This window comes from Ferruginibacter sp. HRS2-29, from assembly GCF_024343615.1.
Lineage (GTDB): Bacteria > Bacteroidota > Bacteroidia > Chitinophagales > Chitinophagaceae > Ferruginibacter.
In genome coordinates this window covers 10,235-37,140 of record NZ_RJUB01000019.1, presented here as the reverse complement: position 1 = coordinate 37,140, position 26,906 = coordinate 10,235, and the positions used below count along the sequence as shown (strand labels likewise).

18 protein-coding genes are annotated in these 26,906 nt (G+C 40.2%); 7 read left to right on the top strand and 11 right to left on the bottom strand.

Annotated elements, in window-relative coordinates:
• The coding region (locus tag EGI32_RS08490; RefSeq protein WP_255154963.1) for a hypothetical protein at positions 1–376 on the bottom strand (376 nt) is incomplete at its 3' end.
• A 346-nt stretch (positions 377–722) separates the two neighbouring features.
• Between EGI32_RS08490 and EGI32_RS08485 the strand changes: the two genes are divergently transcribed.
• The 4 genes from EGI32_RS08485 (at position 723) to EGI32_RS08470 (ending at position 2,043) form a co-directional block, all read left to right on the top strand.
• Positions 723–860: a hypothetical protein gene (locus EGI32_RS08485; protein ID WP_255154962.1), complete on the top strand. Its 138-nt coding sequence runs from the start codon at positions 723–725 to the stop codon at positions 858–860.
• 195 nt (positions 861–1,055) lie between these two features.
• Positions 1,056–1,271: a hypothetical protein gene (locus EGI32_RS08480; RefSeq protein ID WP_255154961.1), complete on the top strand. Its 216-nt coding sequence runs from the start codon at positions 1,056–1,058 to the stop codon at positions 1,269–1,271.
• A 98-nt stretch (positions 1,272–1,369) separates the two neighbouring features.
• Entirely contained in the window at positions 1,370–1,684 is a 315-nt protein-coding gene (locus EGI32_RS08475; RefSeq protein ID WP_255154960.1) for a type II toxin-antitoxin system HigB family toxin, read from the top strand.
• A 2-nt stretch (positions 1,685–1,686) separates the two neighbouring features.
• Complete coding sequence (locus EGI32_RS08470; protein ID WP_255154959.1) at positions 1,687–2,043, top strand: type II toxin-antitoxin system HigA family antitoxin; 357 nt, start codon at positions 1,687–1,689, stop codon at positions 2,041–2,043.
• 173 nt (positions 2,044–2,216) lie between these two features.
• Here EGI32_RS08470 and EGI32_RS08465 read toward each other — a convergent pair whose 3' ends face one another.
• On the bottom strand, positions 2,217–3,509 hold the full coding sequence (locus EGI32_RS08465; RefSeq protein ID WP_255154958.1) for a type II toxin-antitoxin system HipA family toxin: 1,293 nt from the start codon (positions 3,507–3,509) through the stop codon (positions 2,217–2,219).
• Positions 3,509–3,829: a helix-turn-helix transcriptional regulator gene (locus tag EGI32_RS08460; protein WP_255154957.1), complete on the bottom strand. Its 321-nt coding sequence runs from the start codon at positions 3,827–3,829 to the stop codon at positions 3,509–3,511. The genes EGI32_RS08465 and EGI32_RS08460 overlap by 1 nt, the downstream gene beginning before the upstream one ends.
• A 600-nt stretch (positions 3,830–4,429) precedes the next feature.
• Between EGI32_RS08460 and EGI32_RS08455 the strand changes: the two genes are divergently transcribed.
• From EGI32_RS08455 to EGI32_RS08445, 3 genes are all read left to right on the top strand, one after another.
• Complete coding sequence (locus EGI32_RS08455; protein ID WP_255154956.1) at positions 4,430–4,606, top strand: Arm DNA-binding domain-containing protein; 177 nt, start codon at positions 4,430–4,432, stop codon at positions 4,604–4,606.
• Between the two features lie 70 nt (positions 4,607–4,676).
• Positions 4,677–5,741 (top strand): site-specific integrase, encoded by a 1,065-nt coding sequence (locus tag EGI32_RS08450; protein ID WP_255154955.1) that lies wholly within the window; start codon positions 4,677–4,679, stop codon positions 5,739–5,741.
• A gap of 42 nt (positions 5,742–5,783) precedes the next feature.
• Positions 5,784–6,329 (top strand): hypothetical protein, encoded by a 546-nt coding sequence (locus EGI32_RS08445; protein WP_255154954.1) that lies wholly within the window; start codon positions 5,784–5,786, stop codon positions 6,327–6,329.
• A gap of 58 nt (positions 6,330–6,387) precedes the next feature.
• Here the strand turns inward: EGI32_RS08445 and EGI32_RS08440 are convergent, their stop codons facing one another.
• From EGI32_RS08440 to EGI32_RS08405, 8 genes are all read right to left on the bottom strand, one after another.
• Complete coding sequence (locus EGI32_RS08440) at positions 6,388–6,879, bottom strand: hypothetical protein (protein WP_255154953.1); 492 nt, start codon at positions 6,877–6,879, stop codon at positions 6,388–6,390.
• 13 nt (positions 6,880–6,892) lie between these two features.
• Positions 6,893–9,994, bottom strand: a complete 3,102-nt coding sequence (locus EGI32_RS08435) for an RHS repeat protein (RefSeq protein WP_255154952.1) — start codon at positions 9,992–9,994, stop codon at positions 6,893–6,895.
• Between the two features lie 194 nt (positions 9,995–10,188).
• Positions 10,189–10,497, bottom strand: coding sequence for a hypothetical protein (locus EGI32_RS08430; protein WP_255154951.1), 309 nt, complete (start codon positions 10,495–10,497; stop codon positions 10,189–10,191).
• A 515-nt stretch (positions 10,498–11,012) separates the two neighbouring features.
• On the bottom strand, positions 11,013–12,428 hold the full coding sequence (locus EGI32_RS08425; protein ID WP_255154950.1) for a hypothetical protein: 1,416 nt from the start codon (positions 12,426–12,428) through the stop codon (positions 11,013–11,015).
• Between the two features lie 921 nt (positions 12,429–13,349).
• Positions 13,350–14,408: a hypothetical protein gene (locus tag EGI32_RS08420; protein WP_255154949.1), complete on the bottom strand. Its 1,059-nt coding sequence runs from the start codon at positions 14,406–14,408 to the stop codon at positions 13,350–13,352.
• Positions 14,409–14,787: 379 nt separating this feature from the next.
• Positions 14,788–15,474: a hypothetical protein gene (locus tag EGI32_RS08415; protein WP_255154948.1), complete on the bottom strand. Its 687-nt coding sequence runs from the start codon at positions 15,472–15,474 to the stop codon at positions 14,788–14,790.
• A gap of 6 nt (positions 15,475–15,480) precedes the next feature.
• A complete protein-coding gene (locus EGI32_RS08410) occupies positions 15,481–17,166 on the bottom strand; it encodes a hypothetical protein (RefSeq protein ID WP_255154947.1) in 1,686 nt (561 codons plus the stop codon).
• Positions 17,167–18,104: 938 nt separating this feature from the next.
• Positions 18,105–26,903: a DUF6443 domain-containing protein gene (locus EGI32_RS08405; protein WP_255154946.1), complete on the bottom strand. Its 8,799-nt coding sequence runs from the start codon at positions 26,901–26,903 to the stop codon at positions 18,105–18,107.
• Between the last annotated feature and the right edge of the window lie 3 nt (positions 26,904–26,906).

Below are 26,906 nucleotides of genomic sequence, written 5' to 3'. Positions count from 1 at the left end.
AGCCACCCACTACAGCCGTATTGCCGTCGGCAGATATAGACACAGAATAGCCCTGGTGGGGTGCACCTACGGCATCTGTAGCAACCATTTTGGGGCCCTGCTGCGCCCAGTTTACACCCGTACGGGTATAAAACCATACTGCTCCTACATTGCCATTGTCCTGGTCGCTACCCACAATAGCCGTATTGCCATCGGCAGAAATTGCTACCGATGTCCCCTGTGGGCTATAACCTATGGGGTTGGTGCCTACTAATTTATTTCCCTGCTGGCCAAGCAGCTGGGCATTGCTGATGCCTGTAAAAATGAAAAGGAACATCGCCAGAAAAATAGCTTGCAACTGCCATTTGGCTTTCAAAAAACTGATCGGTTTTCTCATGGTGGTTAGTGGGTTAAGAGGTAACGTATAGTGATGATAGATAAGAGTGGGTTATGTTTCGGGCATTACGGGTATGCCCGTTTCGCCGGCCGCCGGCCGTGGTATTTGCAGAGTATGGTTTGCTTCATTGTTAGATTTTGGATGCGGCTACCGCCGCCCGGCATTTATTAAGGTATACTGAATAACGCTTTATAAAAGAAAATAGTATGCAGAAATCATTGATTACAAAAAATCGGCTATAAAGTGGATGAAAGTGCTTTTCAGGTAGATGAAAAACAGTATCAGGGGATAAGAATGTGCTCCTCTTTTCTTAAAACCAACACCCTATGGAGCACCCGGGTCAGGTATGATCATTGATCCATCCTTTTACCACCGGGCCAAAAAGCTGGAAGTGAACGGTACTGTAAAAGCCAATACCATTGCCGTAGCAAGGGGCAACCAATATAATGTGCTGAAAACAGGGGCAGGCTGGAATTACTCTTGACGAAATTTTAAAACAACTGACAAATACTTTTTCTTTACAGTAAGAATAATGGATAAAAAAGACAACTTTGGGATTGACTCTTCTTCCCCCTCTGAGTTAATTCGGCCATTTATTTCTCCGAAAAATCCCATTGCCTTCCGTTGTTTTTCCCCATGCCACACCACCCCCATTCCATAGTTTTGAAAAAAACTGGTTATGTCAACATACAATTCCAATAAAGCAAGGTTCATATATTTTATTATAGAAAAAATGATACGCCGGATGGGCGATCATGATATTGTGACATTGAACGATATACAAAAGATCATAACCAACTCGGGCGAACTGGATGACAGCACAATAAATGACCTGGCCGAAAAAGCAGTTTTGTTGTTTCTCCCCGATACGCCTTTCAGCGAAAGGGTTAACTGACCGATCAACAAAATCGCGAGGGATACCGACAAAAAAACAAACATTGTTTCATTTAAAAAGTTTTCTATTAGAAAACTTTTTATTTACCTTTACAAAAAGTGTTTAATATCATTACAAGGCAAACATTACTGGAGTATTGCAGAAAGTACCCCCTGGCTGCTACCGCCCTACAGGAGTGGTATCATGAACTGGTAAACTGCGATTTTAAGAACTTTCACGAATTGAAGCGGGTATATGGCAATGCCAGCCAAGTGGCAGACGACCGGGTAGTTTTTAATATCATGGGCAACAACTACCGGTTAGTAGTGAGGATTGTATTTGATTTTAAAGCCATCCAGGTAAAATGGTTTGGTACACATGCTGAATATGATAAGATTGATGTTACGCTCGTTCAAAACAAAAAGAAAAGATAACCATGGAGCTCAAAATAATAAAAACAAAAAAACAATACCAGCAATACCTCGACTGGGTAGATGCTATGTTTGCCGCTAAAGTAAAACCCAGCTCTGCCGAAGGTGAAAAAGTGCAGGTAGCACTTTTATTGATCAAACAATACGAAGATGCCCATTATGCTATTCCACTACCAAATGCCATAGATGCCATCAAGCTCAAGATGCAGGATCTGGGGTTGAAAAATAAAGATTGGGTGGGCAAAGTGGGAAACAAAGGGTATGTATCGGCTATCTTAAATAAACGTAAGCCGCTTACATTGGAACTGGCCAGGCTCTTTCACCAGGAATTGGGTATTCCGGCGGAGGTTTTATTGTCGTAAATATACATTTGAATTTAAACTGCCAGAGATTGCCGCGCTGCGCCCGCACTGACCGTACAAGAAGAATTCCATTCAACAAAAAAGGCAATCGCTCGATTGACCTTTCTTTCCGCTCCCCTTCTGGACTTTAATAAGAAACTCCTGATTAAAGCGGAAGCTTTATCTTATGTTTATTATAATATCAAATGCTCTCTCCCAATCTCACTCATTAATAACACATCTACTCCAGTTTCCTCAGCATACTTATTCCAATCCCTTACTGCCGCAGCCACTTCATCGATAATAGCAGCGGCTTTTTTTATATTCATATTTCGCGCGACCTCCAGCAAATCTGCACGGTTGATATTTTTTCGCTTTCCATTTATACTCATAGAATGCTGGCTAACCCATACACTGCCGGGCCGGTACGAATAGCATACATCGTAGGCTGGTGATAAAGACCATTTGCCTGTTTTATCCATAATGAATGCGAAATTTTTGGTGTGATCATCGCAGTTTCTCGCCATTACGTTAAACACCATTCGCCTGAAAAGTTGCTCGGCATCCGGGTAGGGCAACCGTAATGATCGCATTACTTCAAATAATTGCTCGTAACTAAAAGAACTGATTTCGTTAAAATCCACATGCGCCAAACCACAAAAACTTTGTACATGTAATTTTCCTTTCCCCGCCTCGCGATCAAATCTTCGCGTCATAAAATGTGCCCGTCCATTTTCTTCTAATAACCTGCATTCCATCATTTTTACTCCCGCAGCGTTTGCCATAAGTGAATACGCCATTTCTATCCGCCCATACCCATAGGTTGCTCCCAATTCAATATCTGTAACTCCATCAAATTTAATGAGCCAATGCTGAAACCCTTTAGGGGCTTCCGCTTGCCCTGAACGTACTTCATAGGTGGTAGCATTATAAGCAATCACTGCTTTTGCCCGGGCGCCGCCCGCTGAGGATCCTATCTTTAAAATATCTGTCAATGCCTTTACTTTGTCTTTTCCAAGATCAACTGAAAAGTCTGCACGTCCTGCTAAAATATCCTGTGCCAGTTGGATAAGTTCATTTAGTTCTATTTTGGTAGCTCCATCAGCTATTTTAGGTATCACGGGCTCAAACTCGAGTGCCCCCATACCACGCTTTCCAATAAAACATAATAATTCAACCGGGTTCATATCTCCCGAAGGCCGACCATTTTTGGATAGCCATGCATTGATTAATGCATTCCCATATTTATCAGGCAGCACATCTGCCAGCAACCCCGGCATCCCCTTAAATGTATTGGTACCGCGAAGTTCCGGAAAAGAAAATATACGTCCATCTGCCGAATTTAAGGGCATTTTTAGTGGTGAAACATCCCAATTGCCCGAAAGGAAAGATGGTTCAAATTCGAATAATCCCAACTGTTCATTCGTATCCCAATACACTGCCCCTACGCGTTTATTCCATAAGTTTACATAAGCTGTGTCAATCATTACCAGTCACTTTTTTTAGGTGAGTCAGCGGGTTGTTTTTTTGGTGTAGCTCGTTGTCTTTGCTGTTGCGCCAGCTTAGCAAGTGCAAGAGGACTTGGCTCGGTGCGTACTGTTAATTGCTGAAATATAAACAATTGGTCAAGTGTCCGTAGAACCTGGATAAGACTAAGTAAATTTCCACCATTTCCTTGTTCCAGTTGCACAACGGTTGATCTATTTACTCCTGCCGCTACTGCTACCTGAGCCTGTGTTTTATTCTGTTGCAAACGAGTTGCTTTTAGAAATATACCAATAGTAACTAAAAGTGATCGATCGCTCATGCTATTCCAGTTTATGTTGCTTTTTACCATCGTTATAAAGTATTTAAGGCAATTATGATGGAATTAATCATCATTTATAAAATATCAATATGATGACAAATTCCATCACAAATATACAAAAATACATTTAATGGCGGAAATTTCAATCAATTTAAATTACATATGTAGGAACGGTATAATAAGGAATAGGTTAGTAACTTTCTTCGCCAGATGTATTTCAAATAAGAAAGGTTTCAAACGATAAAAGTTTGAAACCTTTCTTTCCGCTCCTTCTTCTGGGCTTGAACCCATTCGTACCTACCTAATGATTAACTAAAGTATATAAATGAAATACGTCTGGAAATTAAAAAATACAATAAAAAAAGGCCAACCTCTCGATTGACCTTTCTTCCGCTCCCCCCCTTCTGGACTTGAACCAGAGACCCTCTGATTAACAGTCTTGTGATGAATGGTTTTATATGAATTGATCTGCTTTCATTTGATTGAAAAACAGACAATTATATCCTACATAAAAACATATCATGTTATAAGAATATGCGATTTGCGTGCAAATTGCGTGCAAATAATTTCGTTACTTTATATCTCCGAAAGCATACTATAATGAATTCTACCAGCATAAAAGTATCACTTGATACTAGGCGATCCAAAGCGGATGGAACATATCCGATCATTTTGCGCCTCACCCATAATAGAAAAACCACTTCCATCAAAACAGGCATTCATCTCAAAAAGGAGGATTGGGATGAGAAAGCGCTTAAAGTAAAAAAAATCTTATAAAGGTGCTACTAACGTCACACGCCTTAATAACGAAATCCAAAAAAAGAAGGCTGAGGCTTTAGACAAAGTTTTGAAGCTTGAGGAAAAATCAAAGCAGGCCTCTTATAGTGTGACTGCTGTTAAGCAGCACATCGATCCTACATATACAAGCCAGTCATTTTATGATTTCAGTGAAAAATTGATTACCAATTTAATTAATTCCGATCGGGTTGGCACGGCAAAATCTTATCGTGGCGTCATCAATTCACTCAAAACTTTCAATAAGGGTAAACCGCTTGAAAAAAATATGGGCGGTAATCCAAAAGCCACCAATAAACTTAAGTTTGCGACTAAGTTCAAAGAGGTCCATTATAGAGAACTGAAATTCGAAGAGATTAATTACAATTACCTTGTCAACTTTGAAAATTACCACCTATCTTCTGGTAATGAGCTGAATGGTTTGGCCGTTTATATGCGAACAATTCGATCAATATATAATCAAGGTATTAAAGCCGGAGTAACTGATAAATCACTCTACCCCTTCTCAGATTACAAAATAAAAACGGAGCCTACCCAAAAAAGAGCATTAGATGCACATCATTTTTCGAAAGTGGTCGCCCTCGATCTACCGAAAGATCATCCTTGTTTTGACGCCCGAAATTATTTTGTTGCAAGCTATATGATGTATGGGATGAATTTTGCAGATATGGCTCATCTGCGAAAATCAGACATTACTGATGGTCGTATTCAATATCGTCGTAGGAAAACGAGTAAGCTTTACGATATCAAAGTGACGGATAGCCTTGCCCATATTCTCTCACAGTATATACAACTTAACCCGCACTCAAAATACATCTTGCCTGTAATCAAGCGCGACAGCTCTTTGTTACAAGAGCGAGATATTCAAATAAGTAGGAGGCAGTTCAACAAAAACTTGAAAACGATCGCAGAGATGTGCGACATAAAGCAGAACCTAACAAGTTATGTTAGCAGACATTCTTTTGCAACCCATGCTATGTTGCAGAATATTCCCATCAACGCAATTAGTGCCATGCTCGGACATTCAAGTTTAAAAACGACTGAAATCTACTTGAAGAGCCTACCATCAGATCTTCTTGATGAATATAATTCCAAGCTTTTGCTCAATCTTAAATAACTTTAAATTTTTAGAATATTGTCGTTATTTAAAATAAATGTTATGAGAAAAATTTTATTACTTGTTTTATTTCTATTCCAAAACTTGCTGTCTAATGCGCAGAGTAATGTTTCAGTTCCAAAAGGAATTGCTTATAAACGAGCACCAGAAACGGTAAATAAAAAAGCAGCAAAATTACTTTTAGAAGAGCTTCAAAATAGCAATACTTTTAATCTATTTGATAGTATAATGATAATAGGGCCAAATCTCTGGAAAAGGTATTCGAAAATCCCAAGCCTGGCTAGCATAAAAGAAGGGAATATTTTATTAAAGACTCAGAATTTTGAGAATAGCAATTCATTCGAAAAAATCCCTGCCAAAATAATTCAGACTGGTCAAGATTATAAAACTGTGCTAGCACAAATAAAAAAAGAGTTTGCTGGTATGGAAATCATTCAACGCAAACTAAGCGTTACCGATCTTCGATACTATTGGTCTGTAATTTTTTTTGATATAGAAGAGCCTGTGTTTGTGCTTGAGGGTAATGGAAAGAAATTTTTGTTTGATATGGAGGATAATAAAATCTTATGGGTTGATGAATTAAAGTGAATCGAATACAAACATTCAGATATAATATATACCCCACCAAGACAGAACTACATTTGTTTCATTGCTTATAGACGTGTAATTCTTTTACTAAAAAAGAATTTATTTCGTCAGTTGAAGATAATTTCACTGTCCCTTCAAAATCTTTTTGCCCCTCTTTTTTTGTCTTATCAGTAATAAAAATATCGTCAATATTTGTAAAATCTAATTTTTTATAGTCATACGATAAATCTTGACTTATTTTTTTTTGATATTTAAATCTAATTGAGATAGACTTCTCTTTTGATACAATCATTAGGTGATTAAGATAAAGGGGATCATAATAATCTTTAGATTTACTATCTACAGAATAAATAACCATTGAGTCTTCTCGATTGAATCTGAGTTCATAAGAAAAATGTTCACTCGGTTGGTTCGTAAACAGTACTTCTTTTTTCCACTTAACTGACATAGGCTCCTGATTGGTTTTACCAAGTTCTTTCGACGGCTTAACATTATCACTAAAATGACACGCTGAAAATACAAATAGACAAATAACAAATAAACTTTTCATAATAATATTTCTTTTAATTTGCTTTGGCATCGGCCGAACTCACTGGTACAGGATTATATTCACGCCTACCCAATTTTTGTGCTTCTAACAGAAGTTTTTTATTCTTTTCTAATTGAGCACTATTGCTGGTATTGTAGTAACCAAAACCATGGGCGTTGATAACTACATTAGCAACGACTTTGAAATGATTCGTAACATTTAATTGAGGCGATACTTGCAAATAACAATTTTGATATAAAATGGTATTATCCGGATAAGTGCCATGAGCACCCCCTGGCTTATAATGACTAACCCATAATTCTGTAGACATCGGATTTCTGGTTCCACTTGTATTAAACATATCACTCCGCCCTGAGCCAAATGACATCGATGCGAATACCGTTCTGTTAATGTCCGTTGCTAAGGAATACAATTCATTCTTCCTTGCGTTGGCATCTACTCCGGCCCCTATGTTGCACATATTTAAAACTATTACTGAATTTGCCCCTAAATTGCCTTTTAATACTGCATTTAAATCTCCAATTCTGTGTTTTCCTCCCAACCAAAAATCACCTGACCAATTTGCATGACTATTCAAAATTACCGTACCAATTTCGTAGCCATCGTCTTTTAGTTTTAATAAATGCTTTTTTATGTCTCTAAGCTTTGTAACTGGGAAAGTCTTAAAAGTCGGCGAAGAAACTTTAGTATTCGAAGTTATAAAATTAGTTAGACAATCATCTTTTTTATCCTTATCCCCATCAGCCCCAACAGCATCCTGAGTTCCTAAAACATCTGAAGCAGGATAGAAAGACACATTAACAAGACCTTTAGAAGGCTGTTGTTTTTTACTACCCTTTTTATCTCCCCCTTCACCTTTGACATCCACAACGCTGATTGGGGAATTTCTAAAATATGCGTATGTGCTTTGCCATTCATACTCGGTTTCTCTGGGGTCTGGACTAAGAAATCTTCCCAACCTAGGGTCATAGATTCTCGCTTCAAAACCAATTTGATTGCCTTCTCCCTTCACATCATTATCATTCTCCTTCCCGTTAAAGCCATATCTATAACTTCCTTTATTCGCGTATTGATATCCACTTCCCGAACTACTGCTGTTGTCATTCACATAACCATTCAAAGTAAAATCGTCCAAGCGGAAAGTACCTTGAGCATTACCAGTAGGATAAATGGGATCATGATCATAAAGTTTCAACAACACTGTCATGGTTCCAGTAAGATCATTTACCGGATTCCGCACCAGTTTAGTATTGGTACCTTGTAGTGTTGAGGTGGAAGTTATAAACACGGTGCTATCACCTACCTCAATTCCATTGATGTACATCTTCCAACGTTTGTATCCTGAACCACTGGAACGATGAAAGAAAGAAAACGATTTAATGGTAACTTTTTTACCGCTGCCAATATTCAAAGAAAGCGTTAGCCTGGCAGTATCCGCTGTACTATTATCAAAAGCGAGAGTTCTGCCTGCACCAGAGTTTCCTGGATAGCTGGTCCATATGCCACGGTGGTTAGTCCAGCTGCTACTGGTTAAATTACTATTGAGTATGTTGGGTACCGTTACATATGGATGAGTGGAAGCCGTATCGTTGAACCCGTGCTTATACAATTGCTGCACAGTAGTATCTTCTACCGATACTGTGGTAGAAGTGTTTCCCACAGCATACGTGGTGGTGTCGATGTAATATTGCCGTAAAGGCATCAGCATACCAAATGGATAGTAGTCAGTGGCCGTTACTACTTCTGCTGTATAATAATCAACAGTGATATTTCCGGAAGCTGGCACCTGTGTCTTTTTATCGCTTACCGTTGCCAACACGTTACCGAGGTGATTTGTTAATTCAAATAGCTTGTTCCCACGTATAAATTTGGTGATTTCCGGAGGAGCAATTGTGCAATTTTGAACATCAATATTGACATTATAAATACCTAGACGACTACTTCCAAATAAGTTAATCTCTTTCTGCTTTAGCGTATCCGTCATACCATATATGCTCATAATATTACCGGACGCGTCCCTCACATAATAGGTGCGTTTTACAATGGAACCTTTAGTATTTGTCTGTGATATGCGGTTTCCAGATGCATCATAACTATATTCTATTATTGCACCATTCGTTTTAGTGATGCTTTTAATTTTTCCATATACCGTCCAATCAATTGCTGTAATTCCTTCCGCTTTATCCTGTATTAAATTGCCAATAGCATCGTAGGTGTAATTAGTTGCATCCGACTGATGATCGATATCACTTTTGTAATTGTTACTGTAAGCAGTTTTGTCGGAAACGCGTTTAAGTTTATTGGTATTGGCAATATATTCATAATTGAGCGAATCCATTTCGAGTGGTCCGCTATTTTCGGTGGTACCATTGCGTAGGTACCCAAGAATATTTCCGTTGGGGTCATATTTTACTTCCTCGTGATAATTGGAGGTACGTACAGGTGTTATGCTGGTATCTGTAGCAGACATGCCATTGATGGCATCCATCCGTTTGATGCGGTTCAGTTGGTCATAGCGGTAACCATATACTTTTGGAGTTCCTAATTTAGGAATGTTTACCGCTATTGCTGCAATATTTCCATTATACAACGAATATCCTGTTGAGATGCCTGTTGATGCGTCAACAGGTAATGGTAAACTCTGTTTGGTAAACGCACTGTAGCCTCCTATTGGCTTATAATCCTCCGCAAAATAATTGAGACTAAAACCATATGCATCCCTTGCAACCAGTGGATTCACGAGACCCGTGCCATCGGTACCCATATCATAACTGTTGCCGATAGCCCCAGCCAATATGGTGGTAGAATTTACGCCTTTTAACCGGCTTTCTATTGTATAAGCATAGTCTACCCCCTGCACCTGATTCTCACCCAGCACCATTCTAGACTGTGGCCCATGACGATAATAATCGTAAGTTGCATCTTGTTCCCAATATATCTTATCCTTACTAGTTTGTACTATCGTGAGTTTATTTTCTGCGTCGTATTCATAGCGGTGATAGAATTGGTCTGCATACCCTGGCTGATAAGCTACCCTATTCACTTTACCGCTGATCAGGTCGTAGTTATAAACGATCTTTTTAAAACGGTTCGCTTTTAGAGTGTCATTGTCCAAACAGGTGACGCTGTATAAGCGCCTAATTCGCTAGCGAAAGCTTCCTCACACTTCACTGGTAACTAGTGCTCCAAATTTATATAAGGTTCTTGTGTCGTGCTTAATACTCTAAACTGCGTTAGTAAAATTGCAAAAGCATTACCCACTCGGACAGAAAATGTCACCAACGGGGGCAAAAATTATACATCATTAATTCAATATTTGAGAATGTTTTCTGCAATTTCTAGTTCACTAATATTTGGATTTGTCAATATATAATCTTCTACCATTTCTTGAAGCATAGCTAAAGGGAAAAGATTAAAATAAGTAACTCCCTCTAATACTATCTCAATATTATTAGGAATTGCATCCGCGTCAAAAAATTTAACCTCCGATTGAGTATTAAGGCTATCTTTTAAAAAAACGTCTATTAAACCTAATTCCAGATTTGGAATCTGAACAGAAATTAAATTATCCACACTTCTAATGTTTTTAAGATGTGGGATGATTTCAAGCAATTTCATTAGTTATTTTTTATTAATTCCAAAGCGCCATTCCTTCTTTTTCCGAAGGAGTTTTTTGTTTTCAATTAATCCGGCCAATTTATACAATCTAGATATCTCTAAAAAATTAAGATTTGCTATTGTCAACTTGTAGAATTACTTACTTCGAATAAAAGGATATCTTAATATTCTTTCGGTTCCAAATCTGCAATCAAAAAAGTAAATTTTATTTTTTTTCAAAACAATACATAAAGGATTATTGTAATTTTTGTCAATAAGTGTAAAAGTGTTTTTTTGTTTGGACGCCGTTAGAACCCCTTCTTGTACGGTACTGTCTTTCAAATTATTTTTTAACGAACTGTACGATACTATTCGATAAGATGAATCCGAATTAACGTAAAGATTTTCTTTTCTAACCGAAGGCACAGTCCCTTCATCAGGATTATAATGTCTTCGATAAGTTCCGATAATACTTTTTGAGCCACATGAAATAGTTGTTATTGCAACAATGGTAATAAGATATTTTGTTATCATTTTTATTTAATAATTGAGTGAATAATATAGGGTGCAGTTGGAACTAAGCTATAATTAAAGTTTATTTTTCTAACTTCTTTTGCATCAATTCCGAAAAGTATTACCAATCCCTTTCCTGTATTTATCCCATAGTTCGAACGTTTTGGTAATCCCATTTCAGTCCTAAATAAATTCGGTAAAAATTCCACCTTGCCTGCTGTAAAACCTTCTCGAGACGGATCTTGTTTTCTTTTAATACCATGTCCAAAATATTCGTGTTCATACATACGAGCCATATTAAATGTTCTTTTGGAAAAACCGCGTGAGGTCAATCCTGAATAATCCCATTCTTTTAAAGTTAAATCATCATTATAAGCATCCATGTTGACAAATAACGTATGCCGACTACCTCTTCCCAAAATTCTAATAAAATTCGTACCTGCCATTCCATGGCTTGCACTAACTTCATTGCCATTTGTAGTTTTTATTCCAGTATAACCGAAAACAATGTCTCCAAATTTTCTCATAGATTTTTCTTTTGAATCTGTAGAACTTAAATGAGCAATTAACATACTCCTCGCAGACTGCGACACTTTCTCATCAGTTTCTACATCCCCGTCATAATACAGCATTTGAGTTTTTGCATTGTATCCTACTTTAATACCATATTCTTTGTTATACATTTTTTGAACAAGATCAGGAATAGCGTTGTCATCACCAGTATTATCTCGATTCTGAAATCTTACAGGAATACTATCTCCTAAGATATCATTGTATAATATTGGGTTATTTTCAAAAGTTGCATAAGGACTGATCGAGATGTTTGGTTTAGGATCTAAATTGAAACGTCTTCCGATTCTAGTGTCAAATTCCCAGTATAGGGCTGTATTGCTATTCCCCTCCCCCTTAATCTCATCTGATTTTTCCTGCCCATTAAACCCATACCTATACCCTCCCTTATTGGCATACTGTACCCCGCTTCCAGTGCTTGCTCCATTATCATTCACATATCCATTTAAAATAAAATCATCCATCCGGAAAGTACCGCCTGCGTTACCGTTAGGATAAGCCGCCTCGTGATCGTAAAGCTTGATCAGAACAGTAATGGTTCCCGTAAGATCATTTACCGGATTGCGTACCGATTTGGTGCCGGTGGCCTGCAGGGCTGCGGTAGAAGTTACAAAAACGGTACTATCCCCTACTTCAATTCCATTAATATACATCTTCCAGCGTTTGTAACCTGACCCACTCGACCGATGAAAGAAAGAGAAAGATTTGATAGTGACTTTTTTACTACTGGCAATATTTAAAGAAAGGGTAAGCCTGGCGGTATCCGCTGTGCTGTTATCAAAAGCGATCGCCCGGCCTGCGCCGGAGTTGCCGGGATAACTGGTCCATATACCACGGTGGTTGGGCCAGCTGCTGCCGAGGCTCGGCAAAAATAAAACGGAATTTCGTCGTTGCTGGTGTTATCACCAACGACATCTTGCGACTTAGAAAGAAATAAAATTTTATCATTCGGGTATTAATAGCTTCAACATACTAACTCATTTCGCTGAATGAATTATTTGGAGAAAAATCCGGGAAGTTGTTGGTGATAACACCAACAACGGCGAAAAATTCCTGTAAATGCAATCAGCGCAATGTTGGGACACTCAAGTTTAAAAACAACAGAAATTTACTTGAAGAGTTTACCTTCGGACGTATTAGATAATTATAATACTCAGTTGATCGACAGTTTAAAATTCAGTAATAACTCATGAACAATCACCAAAAATTCAATCTTAAGTAAAAATTAAATTGAAAATGTGATTATTAAACTGTATTTCTTCTTTAATTTAATAAATACTTATCATTTTACATTCGCTTACATAGTCATTTCCATTCATCGAAAATTTCTTATCATTAACATTGAGAATATCCGGATTTATACCCTTTTTAAAAATATAGTCAAAAAAGAAGTCGAGTTTAAAAAGAATCGGATATGCTTTTATTTTGGAAGTTTCAAGTGTCAATTCACTATTAGGAGGCAATGAAACTAAATTTACTAAAAACTCCCGAGGCATTCCCGAATGCCTATTATTCAACCCCAACCTTAAAACATACTTCGAAGCGTTCGCGTCAAAATAAAATTGATTGGAAAGGTTTTTGACAAAAAATGAATTCCTCCCAGGAATTAATACTTCGCAAGAACTATTATTTTTAATAACGACGTTTAAATATATACTGTCATTTTTAATTTCTGGTATCGCGACTACGTGTAGACTGTCAAACAAGAAATTCGAACTCTGGGCTTTTGCATTAATTATCAAAATTTGCAAGATAAAAACCCATATAATTTTAAGCATAATCTTTATATTTTAATTTGTTTTTCTGGTTGTTGATCCTAAAATAAAAAATGAAAAATTTTCTCCTGGACTATAGCCCATACCAAAGTTAACAGTTTTTAGCGCATCCATAATTGCCTGATTATGCGCATTAGGATAGCTCATGCCACCAACTCTAAGAAAATTTTCACGCATTTCGTGAAAAACAACGGCGGCTCTGGGCACTTGTATCTTTATAGTGCCAACAATTGATTTTGCGTAAAATGAACCCGGTGCGATATACACTTCACCGTCGAATTTTCTTGTAAATGACCCATTTATAGAATTAATTTTCGTTTCGCGCGAAGGCTTTTGTCCATATCCTACGGTAGCCTCATCACCACGTATAGTATTTGACAAATTTGTAAAGCTTAAAAACAAAGGATAAATATTGGGATCCGCAGGATCATAATCCTCAAGCTTGTCGCCAACATTATATTTATCCGATAAATTTACATCAATTATAAGATCCCTACCGTCCGGCCCAATCATTGGGACTCCACTCACGTCCGTTTTCTTGAATTTTACTCGATCCGTGGTTGAATAATAATAATTATTAACATTATTGATCATAGAATTCAGTAAACTCAGCCCTTCATCACTGTTTAGAAGTCTCTGTTGTTCTGCGGCGGGAAGATTTCTAAATTCATTCGATAATTCAACAGTTCCCAATGGATTAAAATTAATAAATTTCTGATTATCTTTTTTCACTATTGACGCGATGTCGGCGGAAGTTTCATTATTTGATACGTTGTAAGATAATGTATCACCTTTATCTCCTAGCAAGTCAGCAAGCCATATTGGAGAATCTCCTAATACAGAATAATTACTTGCAGTTGAAGAGGGTTTGGGATCTAAATTCCACCTTCTTGCAACTCTTGGATCATATTCCCAGAACTCCGCCGTGTAACTATTCCCCTCCCCTTTTACTTCATCCGATTTTTCCTGCCCATTAAACCCGTATCGATAACTTTTATTATTCGCATACTGATAACCACTACCAGAACTTGTTCCATCATCATTTACATATCCATTCAAAATAAAATCATCCATGCGGAAAGTCTTAAGAAGTTTACCATCCAATATTTTGGACGATTACAATTCAAGTCTTATTAAAAGTCTCGAACCTTGATAAATAATGTAAAAGACATTTCAAACTACTTATAGTGATATTTAACTGCTAAAATTCCATACTCCGAGTCGCTGCTTATCAGTGCCGACAACCTTTTGAACGATAATGAAAATTCTGTGGTAGCGCTTCAGAACCACGAACTAAATGAGCAACTGATGTTGATTTCTCAACTTGATGAGGATGAAAAAATGCTCTGATCAAAATCATCAACTCTATTTTCACTAAGAAAGAATGAAAGATCTATTGGACGTGAAAGTCAATTTCTAAAACATCAAAAGCCCGATAAAATCGGGCTTTTGATTATGCTGTAAGTTCTGAACTTTTTAACTGCGATATTTTTTTATCCTGCTTATTTGCTTCTACCTGCTTTAAAAACTCGTCACGGCTATTAACTTTTTCTTGTAATACTTGTAGCCAAGTATCAAAATTTCCATACCGTATTTCAAACATTTGCATATTCCAATTTCTACTCGCCTGTTTTATTTGATGTAAAACATTTTGAACCTGGGATTGATTGCCTGTATATAAAGCCACATAAAACTTTAGCTCAAATAGTTTTGCTTGCTCCGCTGAATTTGATTTGACCAGCATATCACTAAATAGGCTATCCACAAATTCAAACAATAATTTCGAAGTAAAATCGCCATTAAACGAAACAGGCATTTGCTTTTTAAAGCAGTCTACGGCATCATTAAAAAAGGTAGTATGCTTTTCGTAAGGAATATTAAATTGCAACCCTTTCTTGTTATAAAGTTGCTTCATTAAAACAGGTGCATCTAAACACTTTTTTACATCATTTTGCCATAAAGAATAAATTACAAAGTGGGGTCGGTATTCTTCCGAATGAGGCAACTTAATCAACTCTATTCCAGCAACACAACAGCCAATCATTTTATATAACTTATTTTGTGCAAATGCTGAAAGTTGAGGAAAGGCGTTTAACCAGTCCTCGGTAACTTTCTTTTTTACTTCTTTATCTATTGCCATTGTTTGTTAGGGTCTGACTATTTGTATCGGTAAACCGAAGTTGTTAAAATATTTATTATACTGGCCTGAGCTCATCACCGCTTTACCAAATTTAAAATCATATATGATACCATTCGTATGGTCAATAACATCAAGGAAGCCACGATTACCAACACCGTTATTAAAGTATAACCCTGGTTCTAATCCTCGATTACCGTACATACGTTGATAACGATTTAAAAGTTCAGATGCGTATTGATGTTTTGCAGTACCTGCAGCACCTCCTGTACCTCCAATAGCCCTTTCTGCTAAAGTTGCAGACTTTTGAACTAACTGTGGATTTGTAAGTCCCGTCTTAGTGCTTGTAATATTAGGGAAAGTTCTTGATAATCCTCTGGTTTGATTTAAAGCAGGAATTTTCCCAACACCACCCACATTAACTCCCATCAAAGGAAAAGCAAACTCAACCCAAAGTCCCCATCGCTTAATTGCTTGTTCCTGATTCTGAGCAATTGTAAACGCAGCGTCAGTTAAATCATCCAATAATTTGTCGCATGCCTTAATTGCATAGTGAGCTTCATTTACACTTAAATTTGGTTTAAAAATATCCGTGGCATTTGCAAGAGTTTTGTCGTTATAGATAGACTTTAACTTAGCCATAGTTTCATTACCTGACAAATTAAATCCCTTTTCAAATTTTTCATAGTAATCACCTATTATTTTAGCATAACTTGCCGGATCGATACCTGTTACAAGCATGTTCTGCTCTGAGTAACTTGAAGCAGCACGCTGTGCAATTTGTCCTTTGTAAGCGTCATTGTACTTTGCATTAAAATGTCCAAATTCCTGACGAGCTCTATAAATGTTATATGCAACTTTTGCTCCGTTATAATGAATAGTCAGGTAGCGCAAAGCCGCTGCATAATCATATCCGTTACTCTTTTTGGTACGTTTTCCAGGATCATCCCCATTCTCATCACTTAAAGTAACTGGATTATTATCAAAACAGGCATATTCACTTTCCCCCACTTTTGGTACCGGGTCTAAGTTCCACCTTCTACCCAATCTCGGGTCGTATTCCCAATATTCGGCGGTATAACTATTCCCTTCGCCTTTAATTTCGTCTGACTTTTCCTGTCCGTTAAACCCATATCGATACCCCCCCTTATTCGCATACTGATAGCCACTTCCAGAACTCGCTCCATCAGCATTGACATACCCATTCAAAATAAAATCATCCATCCGGAAAGTGCCCTGCGCAGTACCCGGAATGTTGTGGCCGTAGAGTTTCATCGTAACTGTTACCGTGCCGGTCAGGTTGTTCACTGCGTTGGTTACTGCTTTGCTGCCGGTGGCCTGTAGCGTACTGCTGCTACTGACAAACACCGTGTTGTCGCCCACATAAATGCCGTTGATGAACAACTTCCAGTGGTTGTAGCCCGTAGGACTGCTCTTATGGAGGAACGAGAACGATTTAATGGTCACATTTTTTCCGCTGGCGACATTAAAAGTGAGAGTTACCGTAGCTGTATCGGCAATAGTATTGTCAAACGCGATCGACCTGCCCAGGCCGGTATTGCTGCCGTAGTTTGTCCAGGCGCTCCGACTGTTGGTCCAGCTGCTGCCGCTGAGGCTTCTGTTGAATACATCGGGAATCGTAACATACGGATGTGTGGAAGGGCTGTTCGCCTTGGTTCGTGAAACACGAACCATAATCTATGATAAAAGCCTTTGTATCGTCACTTAAGTTTCGGAATATCGCCATTGTACCAACACGGGCGAAGAAATTTATTACATAAATTTATCTATTAAATTTTCGATAATTAATCCATTTGAATTTATCTCACCTTTGTAAATTTCTCTTTGCATCAAAGCTATCAATAGCTGATCGTTTGTTAATTCGAGTTGTTATCACTTAAAAAAATGCAATTTTGTGAAATTTCTTCAAATAAAAAGTTGCTTTTGAACATATTTAATATGTCTATTTCACATGTATTCTTTAAAAATTGAATTTCTTTCGCCTTTACTTTTATACTTTTCATATTGCTAATGTATTGCTCCTGGATTATAAATAAAGCCTTTAGAATTGCGCTTTTTTTGTGCCCCTCCACTCCCACTTTTTCTGTTTGGACTATGATATGTCCTTTGCCTTGGACCGAAGCATCGCGAACATAGTAGATGCGTTTTGCAACACTACCTTTGGTGTTTGTTTGCAATATGCGGTCTCTGAAGGCAATGTTCGCTATTATCGCATATCGCTCCGAGTCTGTTAATAAATTTATCTTTCTGTGCCTAAGATATCAATTGAAATTTTATGTCATCTTTTACATGACCTACAAACACTAAATACATTACGTTGATCAATGAATTAAAAACCGTGATTGGTTTCATTCACGAACGCGTCAGATTGATAAACTTTTTTTAACTCTTTACCGCAATATGGGCAAAATTCCATAAAAATAAATTGGGTTTTTAATTCATCGAGCTTTTCATAACCTTCTGATATGAAGTATCTATATAAATTCCCCTTGTATTTCGCCCTTAGAATAAATTCAGGGCTAAGTTTTATGATTCGAAAGTTCAAGCCCATCCTACTGTCGCCGCTATGGCGAAAACGGAAATTATCACAACAAAATTTTTCCATAATTTAATTAATTATGCGGTTTACCAATTTTATTAACAGCATCAACTAAGTTCTTCCCTACAAACTGAAATTCAGTGCTTGGTATTCCCGTAGGCCCATTAATACCTGTTTTTAAAAGCAATTCACCTTTCATTTGTAATTCCTTAAGCGAATATTGAGTCATCTGATATTCCATTACCTGACCGCCATTCGTTATGTATGTTGCTGCAACAGTTGCATCATCAGTTAAAAATAACGAAGGTTTCACTCCTTCAGTTCCTGTGGTTCCCCTATACAATGTTTTTGTAACATCAAATTCATTGATAGGCTTAAAGAGGTTTATATAGTCTTTAACCTCTCGAATAATTGGTGAATTTAAGACTTTTTGGCTTGCGTTGAAAATTGTTAAGGGCCTAATGTGAATCGCTGGCATTGTAACACCCAAACTACTATTTATAAAGTTTTTTCTAGCCTCATCTTCCGTTAAGTCCGGATCCCACATATCATCATTAGCGTGCCTAACATAATTGTTATAAACAATTCTTTCCCCTTCTTCTAAAAATGCGTCATATGAGACATCTGGTTTCCTATCCCAAAAATATCCTAGGAACTTTCCTGATTTATCGCCAAACATTGCCACAAAGGTTATCGATCCGCCAGTCAAGTTATCCCCAGTCAATGTAAAGCGTTCTAAGGTATTGGCCGGGGGTTGAACAGTTACAGATGAACCGACTAAATTTCTTACTTTGCCATCGTGTACTTTAAAAGTTCCAGGGTCTAATTCATAAGTTCCTCCCCCGATTTTATTTACGGGTGTATCACCCATAATATCAGCATTAGAAATTGGACTATTCAAAAAAGCAGAATATTCACTGATTCCAAAAGAAGGTTTTGGGTCAAGATTCCATCTCCTGCCGATCCTCGGATCATACTCCCAAAACTCAGCTGTATAACTATTCCCTTCTCCTTTTATTTCATCCGATTTTTCCTGCCCATTAAAACCATACCTATACCCCCCCATATTCGCATACTGCACTCCATTTTCCGCACTCAATCCTCCATCATTCACATACCCGTTTAAAATAAAATCATCCATCCTAAAGGTTCCACCCGCATTGCCGTTAGGATACGCCAGATCATGGTCGTATAGCTTCATCAATACAGTAATAGTGGCGGTAAGATCGCTCACTGCATTCAGCACATTCCTTGTGCCTGTTGTACGCAAGGTATTAGCTCCCGAGCCGGTAGAACTTAAATACACCGTATCCTGCCCCACCTCGATACCATTGATATACATCTTCCACCGCCTGTATCCTGAAAGGCTTGCCCGATGAAAGAAAGAGAACGATTTGATCGTAGCTTTTTTTCCGCTGGCAATATTCAGAGATAAGGTTAGCCTGGCGGTATCCGCCGTACTGTTATCAAAAGCGATCGTTCTACCTGCACCTGTGTTGCCAGCATAGCTTGTCCAGATGCCGCGGTGGTTGGTCCAGCTGCTGCCGCTAAGGCTGCTATTAAGCACATTGGGTACGGTTACATACGGATGAGTAGACGGCGTATCATTAAAGCTGTGCTTGTACAATTGCGATAACGTGGTATCTTCTACCAATACGGTGGTAGATGTATTGCCTACCGTATAAGTAGCGGTATCACTGTAATATTGCCGCACCGGCATTAACATGCCAAACGGATAGTAATCCGTGGCGGTTACCATTTCGGCGGTATAATAATCCACCGCAGTATTGCCACTCGCCGGTACAGGTATTTTTTTATCATTGACCGTTGCCAACACATTACCCAGATGATTGCTGAGTTCAAATAGCTTGTTGCCTCTTGTAAATTTAGTGACTTCAGCAGATACTGTCGTGCAGCTTTGGACATCTACGTTTACCTTATACATACCAACCCTGTTACTTCCATACAAGTTAATTTCTTTTTGTTTGAGCGTGTCTTTCATTTCATAAATACTCAGAATACTTCCTAATGCGTCACGTACGTAATAGGTGCGTTTTATCACAGCATCTTTAGTATTCGTTTGCGATATCCGGTTGCCAGACGCATCGTAGGTATATACGAGTGTGGCACCATTTGATTTCGAAATGCTTTTTAACTTTCGATTCACCGTCCATTCAATGAGCGTAATGCCTTCAGCCTTATCCTGCACCAGGTTGCCGATGGCATCGTAGGTGTAGTTAGTTGCGTCCGGTTGATGGTCGATGTCGCTTTTGTAGTTGTTGCTGTAAGCGGTCTTGTCGGTTACACGCTTCAGCTTGTTGGTGTTGGCAATGTATTCGTAATTGAGCGAATCCATTTCGAGCGGGCCGCCATTTTCGGTGGTACCGTTGCGCAGGTAACCGAGGATATTGCCGTTGGGATCGTACTTCACTTCTTCGTGATAATTGGCGGTACGAACTGGTGTGATAGTAGTATCGGCAGCAGACATTCCATTAATGGCATCCATGCGTTTAATACGGTTTAGCTGGTCGTAGCGGTAGCCGTATACTTTCGGAGTACCTAGTTTGGGAATGTTAACTGCCATGGCGGCGATATTTCCGTTGTATAACGAATAGCCTGTTGAGATGCCGGTCGATGCATCAACGGGTAACGGCAGGCTCAGTCTGGTAAAGGCGCTGTTGCCACCGATCGGCTTGTAATCGCCGTTAAAATAATTGAGACTGTAGCCATACGCATCCCTTGCCACGAGTGGATGTAGGAGGCCCGTACCATCGGTGCCCATATCGTAACTGTTGCCGGTAGCCGCGGCCAGGATGGCAGAAGAATTCACACCTTTTAACCAACCTTCGATTGTGTAGGCATAATCCTGCCCCTGCACCTGGTTTTGCCCCAGCACTGTGCGGGCCAACGGCCCGTGCCGGTAATAATCATACGTAGCTTCCCGCTCCCAATATATCTTATCCTTACTGGTTTGTACAAGGGTGAGTTTATTTTCAGCATCGTATTCATAGCGATGGTAGAACTGGTCTGCAGACCCGGGCTGGTAAGCCACCGTGTTCACTTTGCCGCTGATGAGGTCATAATTGTACACGATCTTTTTGAAGCGGTTGGCTTTTAAAGTGTCGTTATCCAGACAGGTAATTGCCCCCATACCCGTTCTGAAATCCTGCAGGAGCGTATCTACATTACCGTGGATATCGTAGCTGTAAAAAGTAGCGGCATCCCAATGCGCTGCAACGCCGTCTTCGATATGTTGTATCGATGAGTAGCTTACCCGGTTGCGAAGATTCTGCTGGTATAGCCCCGCCATATTTGCCACCGTTACCGCCAATGGCGTATAGGCAAGGTCGTACACGGTAAGGGTTACCTGCTGTTTCACACCGGCGCTATTGTCTGCTATCCAGCTTGCAAGCCCCGAAGCATTCTGGCTGATGACCTGCGTCATAGCTGTACTGTTTGGCCGTTCGCCTACTTCGGTGATGCGCCCCAGCAGATCGTAGAGCGTATAGCTGTAATTATTCAGGGAAGCCTGTTTGGCATTCTGGCTCACCGATAACCTTCCTAATTTATCGTACCAGAATTTACTGGTTCCGGCATCGGGTGTTTTCTGCACCATCACCTGGTTCAAACTATTATAGCGGTAATTGGTGCCCAATGCTTCATTGTGCAATGAATTGGCGAGATCATCATTTGCGTCCCGCTTAGTAATTACGTTTGCCAGATAAGACGCATCGTAATTTGGTTTCACCGCAGCAGGTGGCATCGTTTTCACCAGGTTGCCTGCCTGGTCGTAATAATACAAGGTGTAGTGGTATTCCTTCGGCTGGTATCGTACATAAAATTGCTCAGTGTATTTGGCGCTTAAACATTTTGCCAGGTAGAGGCTGTCGAATTTAGCTATCAGCGAATCTTTTATATTGTTGTATAGCTGCTGCGCAATGAAATGCGCCTGGGTTTCTACCTGCCTGCAAGGCACGGTATCAACAGGATAAATATCGGAAGGATCATTCAACGGCGGATCGAACGAACAAAGAGCATTACTTGTTGGGGCGGCTGACAGGCAACCACGGTATGCCTGTAAATAATCGATCGCATTTTTAGAGAAGCCTGTCCTGTAATTGAGGAACCTCGCCCAAAGATTGTTTTGTCGTGCCTGTTCATCTGTAGCAGTAGAGTCCGTGAAAGGCACACTGTTATAGGCGGGGTACAAACTATGAAATTCTGCCGTTAGGCTATCCAGTTTTCCGCAGGTGACACATGGCTTCTGATAGCCGCAATTGAGGAAAGCAGGAACGGTAACGAAATCATTCAGCACGATAGTGCCTGCAGTTGTATCGCAGGTTACCTGATAACAACTGTCGATGCTGGCGAAGAAAGAAGATGTTCGTTTGCACAGGCCATCCGGGGAAGTGCTGTTGACAACGAATTTATAGCGGAGGCATGGCAGCAAATGGATCGTATCGTATGTTGCAGCGCAATTGAGCGGCCTTGTAAAATACTCTCCAAAAGAAGACGAGAAGTAATAGGCATAAACTGTTACACTGCAATTGATAGAACCTGCGGGCACAGTATAATGTATGCCAACTATTTCATTTCCCGAAGAGGACAATTGTGGTAAAACACTGACTGAATTTATTACAGGGCGAACACATTCCTGGCACCCGGGTGCCGGATCAACATAAAACGGCTCGGATTCTCCAAAGCAAGTATCGCCATATTGAAACAGGATCAGCTTGTAAGAAGCACAACTATCCAGGTAGAAGGACACAGTAGAGCTATCAGGGTTTACTGAAATACCGTTTACATATGTTGTATCGTTATAGATACGTACCACACCATTCTGGCTAACGTTACCATAAGTAATGACGAGCTTCTTTTGGCCCTGGAGATTTATATCCCCAACCCAGTCAGCAGAATAAATTACAGGCTTCTCACAACCTGTGGTTCCAACATTATTTGTTGGTGCCAAGCTTTGTGGACGGCCTAAAATTGGCAAAGTATCGGTTGCGGCAATGAGTGTATAATTACAATTGCTTACCCCGTTGCAAAGCTGCAACGCCTGCCACAAGGGCAATGTTAGTGAATCATGATAATTGACATTCAGAAAATGATTCATGCTGATGAAGGTGCTGGAATCGGCCCCCGCTTCGAGCTTTAATGCTGCAAAACGGCCACACGCACAGCTGTCGATCACATTACTGTTGTTGACCGCTATAGAAGGATTGAGCCCGTAAGGCTTAGGAAAATCGATGGTGAAAGGGTTGCAATAATAATTATTGCCGGGAACCGTATGGATACCATGTGTCGCAAAAACACCATTGATAACTTCTTCAAAGCTTTGTGGTGATCCTGCATACGAAGGGGCTACATTGGAGGCGCCATACATTTGCTGCGGAGTGATCGAATGCGTGCATACGCTTTCCATTCCATCGAGTATATCCTGCAGAATAGTGTTTACGGTAGCGCTATCGGTGCCTGACTGATTATTTAATAATTCCACCAGTTGTTCGCATTGCAGCAGCCTGGCTCTCCAGAAAGGACGTTGTGCCGCACAAGGATTTACAGGCATAACGGTAGAAGTATATACGCCAATACCAGTCGTATCGGGCGTTTCACTATTGATACCGCTCCACCAGGTCCATCCATTCTGATCGGCCAGATCCTGTGCTGTAGCAAATACCAATGTTTTTCCTTCGTTCTTTAAGGAATCCATCCTGCTTACAGGAAGTACGGCCGCTTCGTGCAGGTTGATATATTTCAGCACCATTTCGTTGCGGTTCGATACATACATGGATTTGAAGTTTTCCCACACAGCATTTTGTTGATTGGTCGTCAATCCGGATTGTATACCGGCGGAATCTTTCAAATTGATACAACCCGGTTTATTTGCATCGGTTTCACCAGCGCATAGTACCATACCATTCGCAACCCTCCAGATGGAGGGGTTAGCGGCATTGGTACCCATATGCACGGTAAGGTATTGGTTCATGGTAGCGATATCCGTCGACCCGAACCCGCCGCTGAAAAACGGATCGCTTACTGTAGGGTGCACATAATTGGAATCTACGGCCACCTGGTAGCTTTCGCAGGCCATAAAACGATCGAGCCATTCATAAGATGCCCGAAGAGAACCTTCCGCCAGCTTCAGTTTTGAAAATTCAGGGTGATAATAAATAAGGCTACTTGCCCAATCCCGTTTGAAGGCTCCGGCAAAAACATCGCGTGTCATGGTATCCAGGATCACATGCCCATCGGCATCATGACCATGGGCAGTGCTGTCTATACTACCTTCCTCATCAAAATAGAACGAACCGGTACCCGTTTCGGTTTTAGGGTATTTATAAAAAGGTTTTGTGAGCCCGGCTATGATAGGTGTCGTTGTAAAAATATTATACCGTGCCTGTGCCATCGAAGAAGTAATGGCTGTTACAGAGCCGGTAGTGTCATTACGAATAGAGTCAATCGCGTACTGCCCCATAAAGGGCATCATGTCGCCCAGCATCTGGTTGCGTAATGACGCCAGGGTGCTCAGCTGCGGACTGATGCCACAAGCCTGCACGCAACTAAGTGAATCAGCGATATAATTGGTAATTATTTCTGTATTGTATGTAGTGTTGGAAGCAGCAGTATCCTGCCCGATTGCCATCAAATAGCTATGACGGTATTGCGCACGGGTGCCCAGGTTATTGCGGCAACTATCGCAACCGGAGGTATTACCGGGTGGTAAACCGCAGCCAGAAGTAGCATATAAAATACTTACGACCGAATCATATAGTTGCTGCTCCGTACGGCATAAAAATACTTTCAGGGCACTGTCTCTTCGTACCCTGAACATGGAATCGTTGACCGTAAGTGTTTTACGGATGATATAAGAACCCGTACTGAGAAACTGGTTGAAGTTGATCACCTTGTTCAACGTATCTGCTCCCGGCCCTTTGAAGCCCATCGAAATGCTACAGGCATTGTTTGCGGGTACTACCTGCAGGTTTTGATATCGCCGGATAATGGGTGTTGAGTCGCCGCAATCTTCGGAGCGGATGGATATTTCCAAATCGTATTTGCAATCGAAGCAAATGGCGGATTCATTGCACGCAAACTGCTTTAGTATAGCCGGGTCCAGTTTATACGTGAAGGCGTAATTGTTGGCCGCAGGCACTAAAATACTGTTCACCGCCTCAATGGAAGTTCCGGAAATAATATTGGTAGCAGGCGTCAAAAGCTGGTTGGTAAGCAGTCCGGTTGCCAATGGATAATTGGCCGCATTGATGATTGAATCGATACCACTGGTAGGATTTCCTGCAAGGGCTGTGGCAATGGTACGGCCATGCATATCTGTATAACTTACGCTCATTTGCCCATTGGCATCCTGCACCATATTTTTTGTATAGTGCGACGCATCCCCCACTTCCGTGGCAAAAAGTGCATCCAGTTCAGGCTGCGAAGGTTTGCCGTAGTAATATTTTGTATCGTGCCCGTTATTGATCTGGTGGGTAAGGCCAACACCGCCCTGGCTTCTCACACGCCCTGTAGCATCATCCATCAACCGTGTTTCGGTAAATGCATACCCTTGCGCATCGGGAATGAATTTAGATTTCGCTTCTAATGCCAGCCAGGGATTTTGATTGGAATAATATTTTCCATTACCTACTGTATCCAATGCTACAGCTCTGCTGCATTGTACCCCAGCCGGTGTAAGATCGAAATATCTTGAGGGGTCTTCTTCACCCGATTGCCCGACGAACCGGTTGAAGTTTTGAAAATATTTAATGGTGTTATCAATCGTCGGTGTGGGCAATATCTGGATATTGGGCCTACCCTGGAGATCGTAGATGGTTTCGCCCACAATGGTGTTACCGGTTGAATTGTCCTTTGTAACGGTTTGCCGGTTACGCAGGCTTCCGTCGAAATATTGAATGACTGATTTTAATTTTCCATTTTCCGCAAAGCTCGTGCTACTTTGCCAGTTCATAGACAATTCATGACCGGCAAAACTATAGGCTACAGGGGTACTCCATGGGCCAACAATTACTGCGCCGGTATTTCTACGCAACGCAGGGCGAAGCCGATAGTATAATTTCCCAGGCCCCGGGTATAACAACGGTATCCTGAAACTATCGCTGCTATAATCAAGATCTACCCTCGTGCTGTTGCTTTTGAATAGTTTATTGTAATCGAGCGAACCACCTACGGTATAATAATCCTCCATTTCCGTTTCCACATAGGCCCATTCCAATTGCGATAGATTGTTGTGACAAAGCGGATCCCAGTTCCACACCACTTTCAACGCATCGGTCTTATTAGTATCGGAAACGGATATGGGGAGTAACTGTGATGCAACGGAAGAAAGATCGTAATAGCGTACGATACGCATTTCATTTTCCAGTTCAAGAACGGCGCGGGGATCCCACCCTGATTGACCTGTAACGTTGATCGAATCTACTGTTACCTTTACTTCCTGTTGAGCAGTGGGAAGTACGATATAAGAACGTACATCATACTTTGCTCCGGGTGCTTTATCAAAATTTACGGTCAGCGATTTATGCGTGGTAACGGCCGTACTGGTAATGGTATCTTTGCTGTCTATCGTAAAATAAACAGTAGCGGTAAAACCGGATGCAAAGTAGACAGATGAACTTTCATTGATCTTGAATGTGATAATGTTCTGAATCGTTTTACCGGTCTCTCCGGAAGTAGCTGCATACGTTAAGGTGTTCGACGGATGCGGTGAAGTGTTGGACAGGTTTGTTCCTTCCATCCGGGGATAGCCGCTCCTTATATCACGCTTACCTTCTTCGAATTGTGCGTTGGCCGATAAGAACAGCAAACTGGTACACAGCAGAAAAATAACCGACCGGTAGTATTGAAATTTCATGAG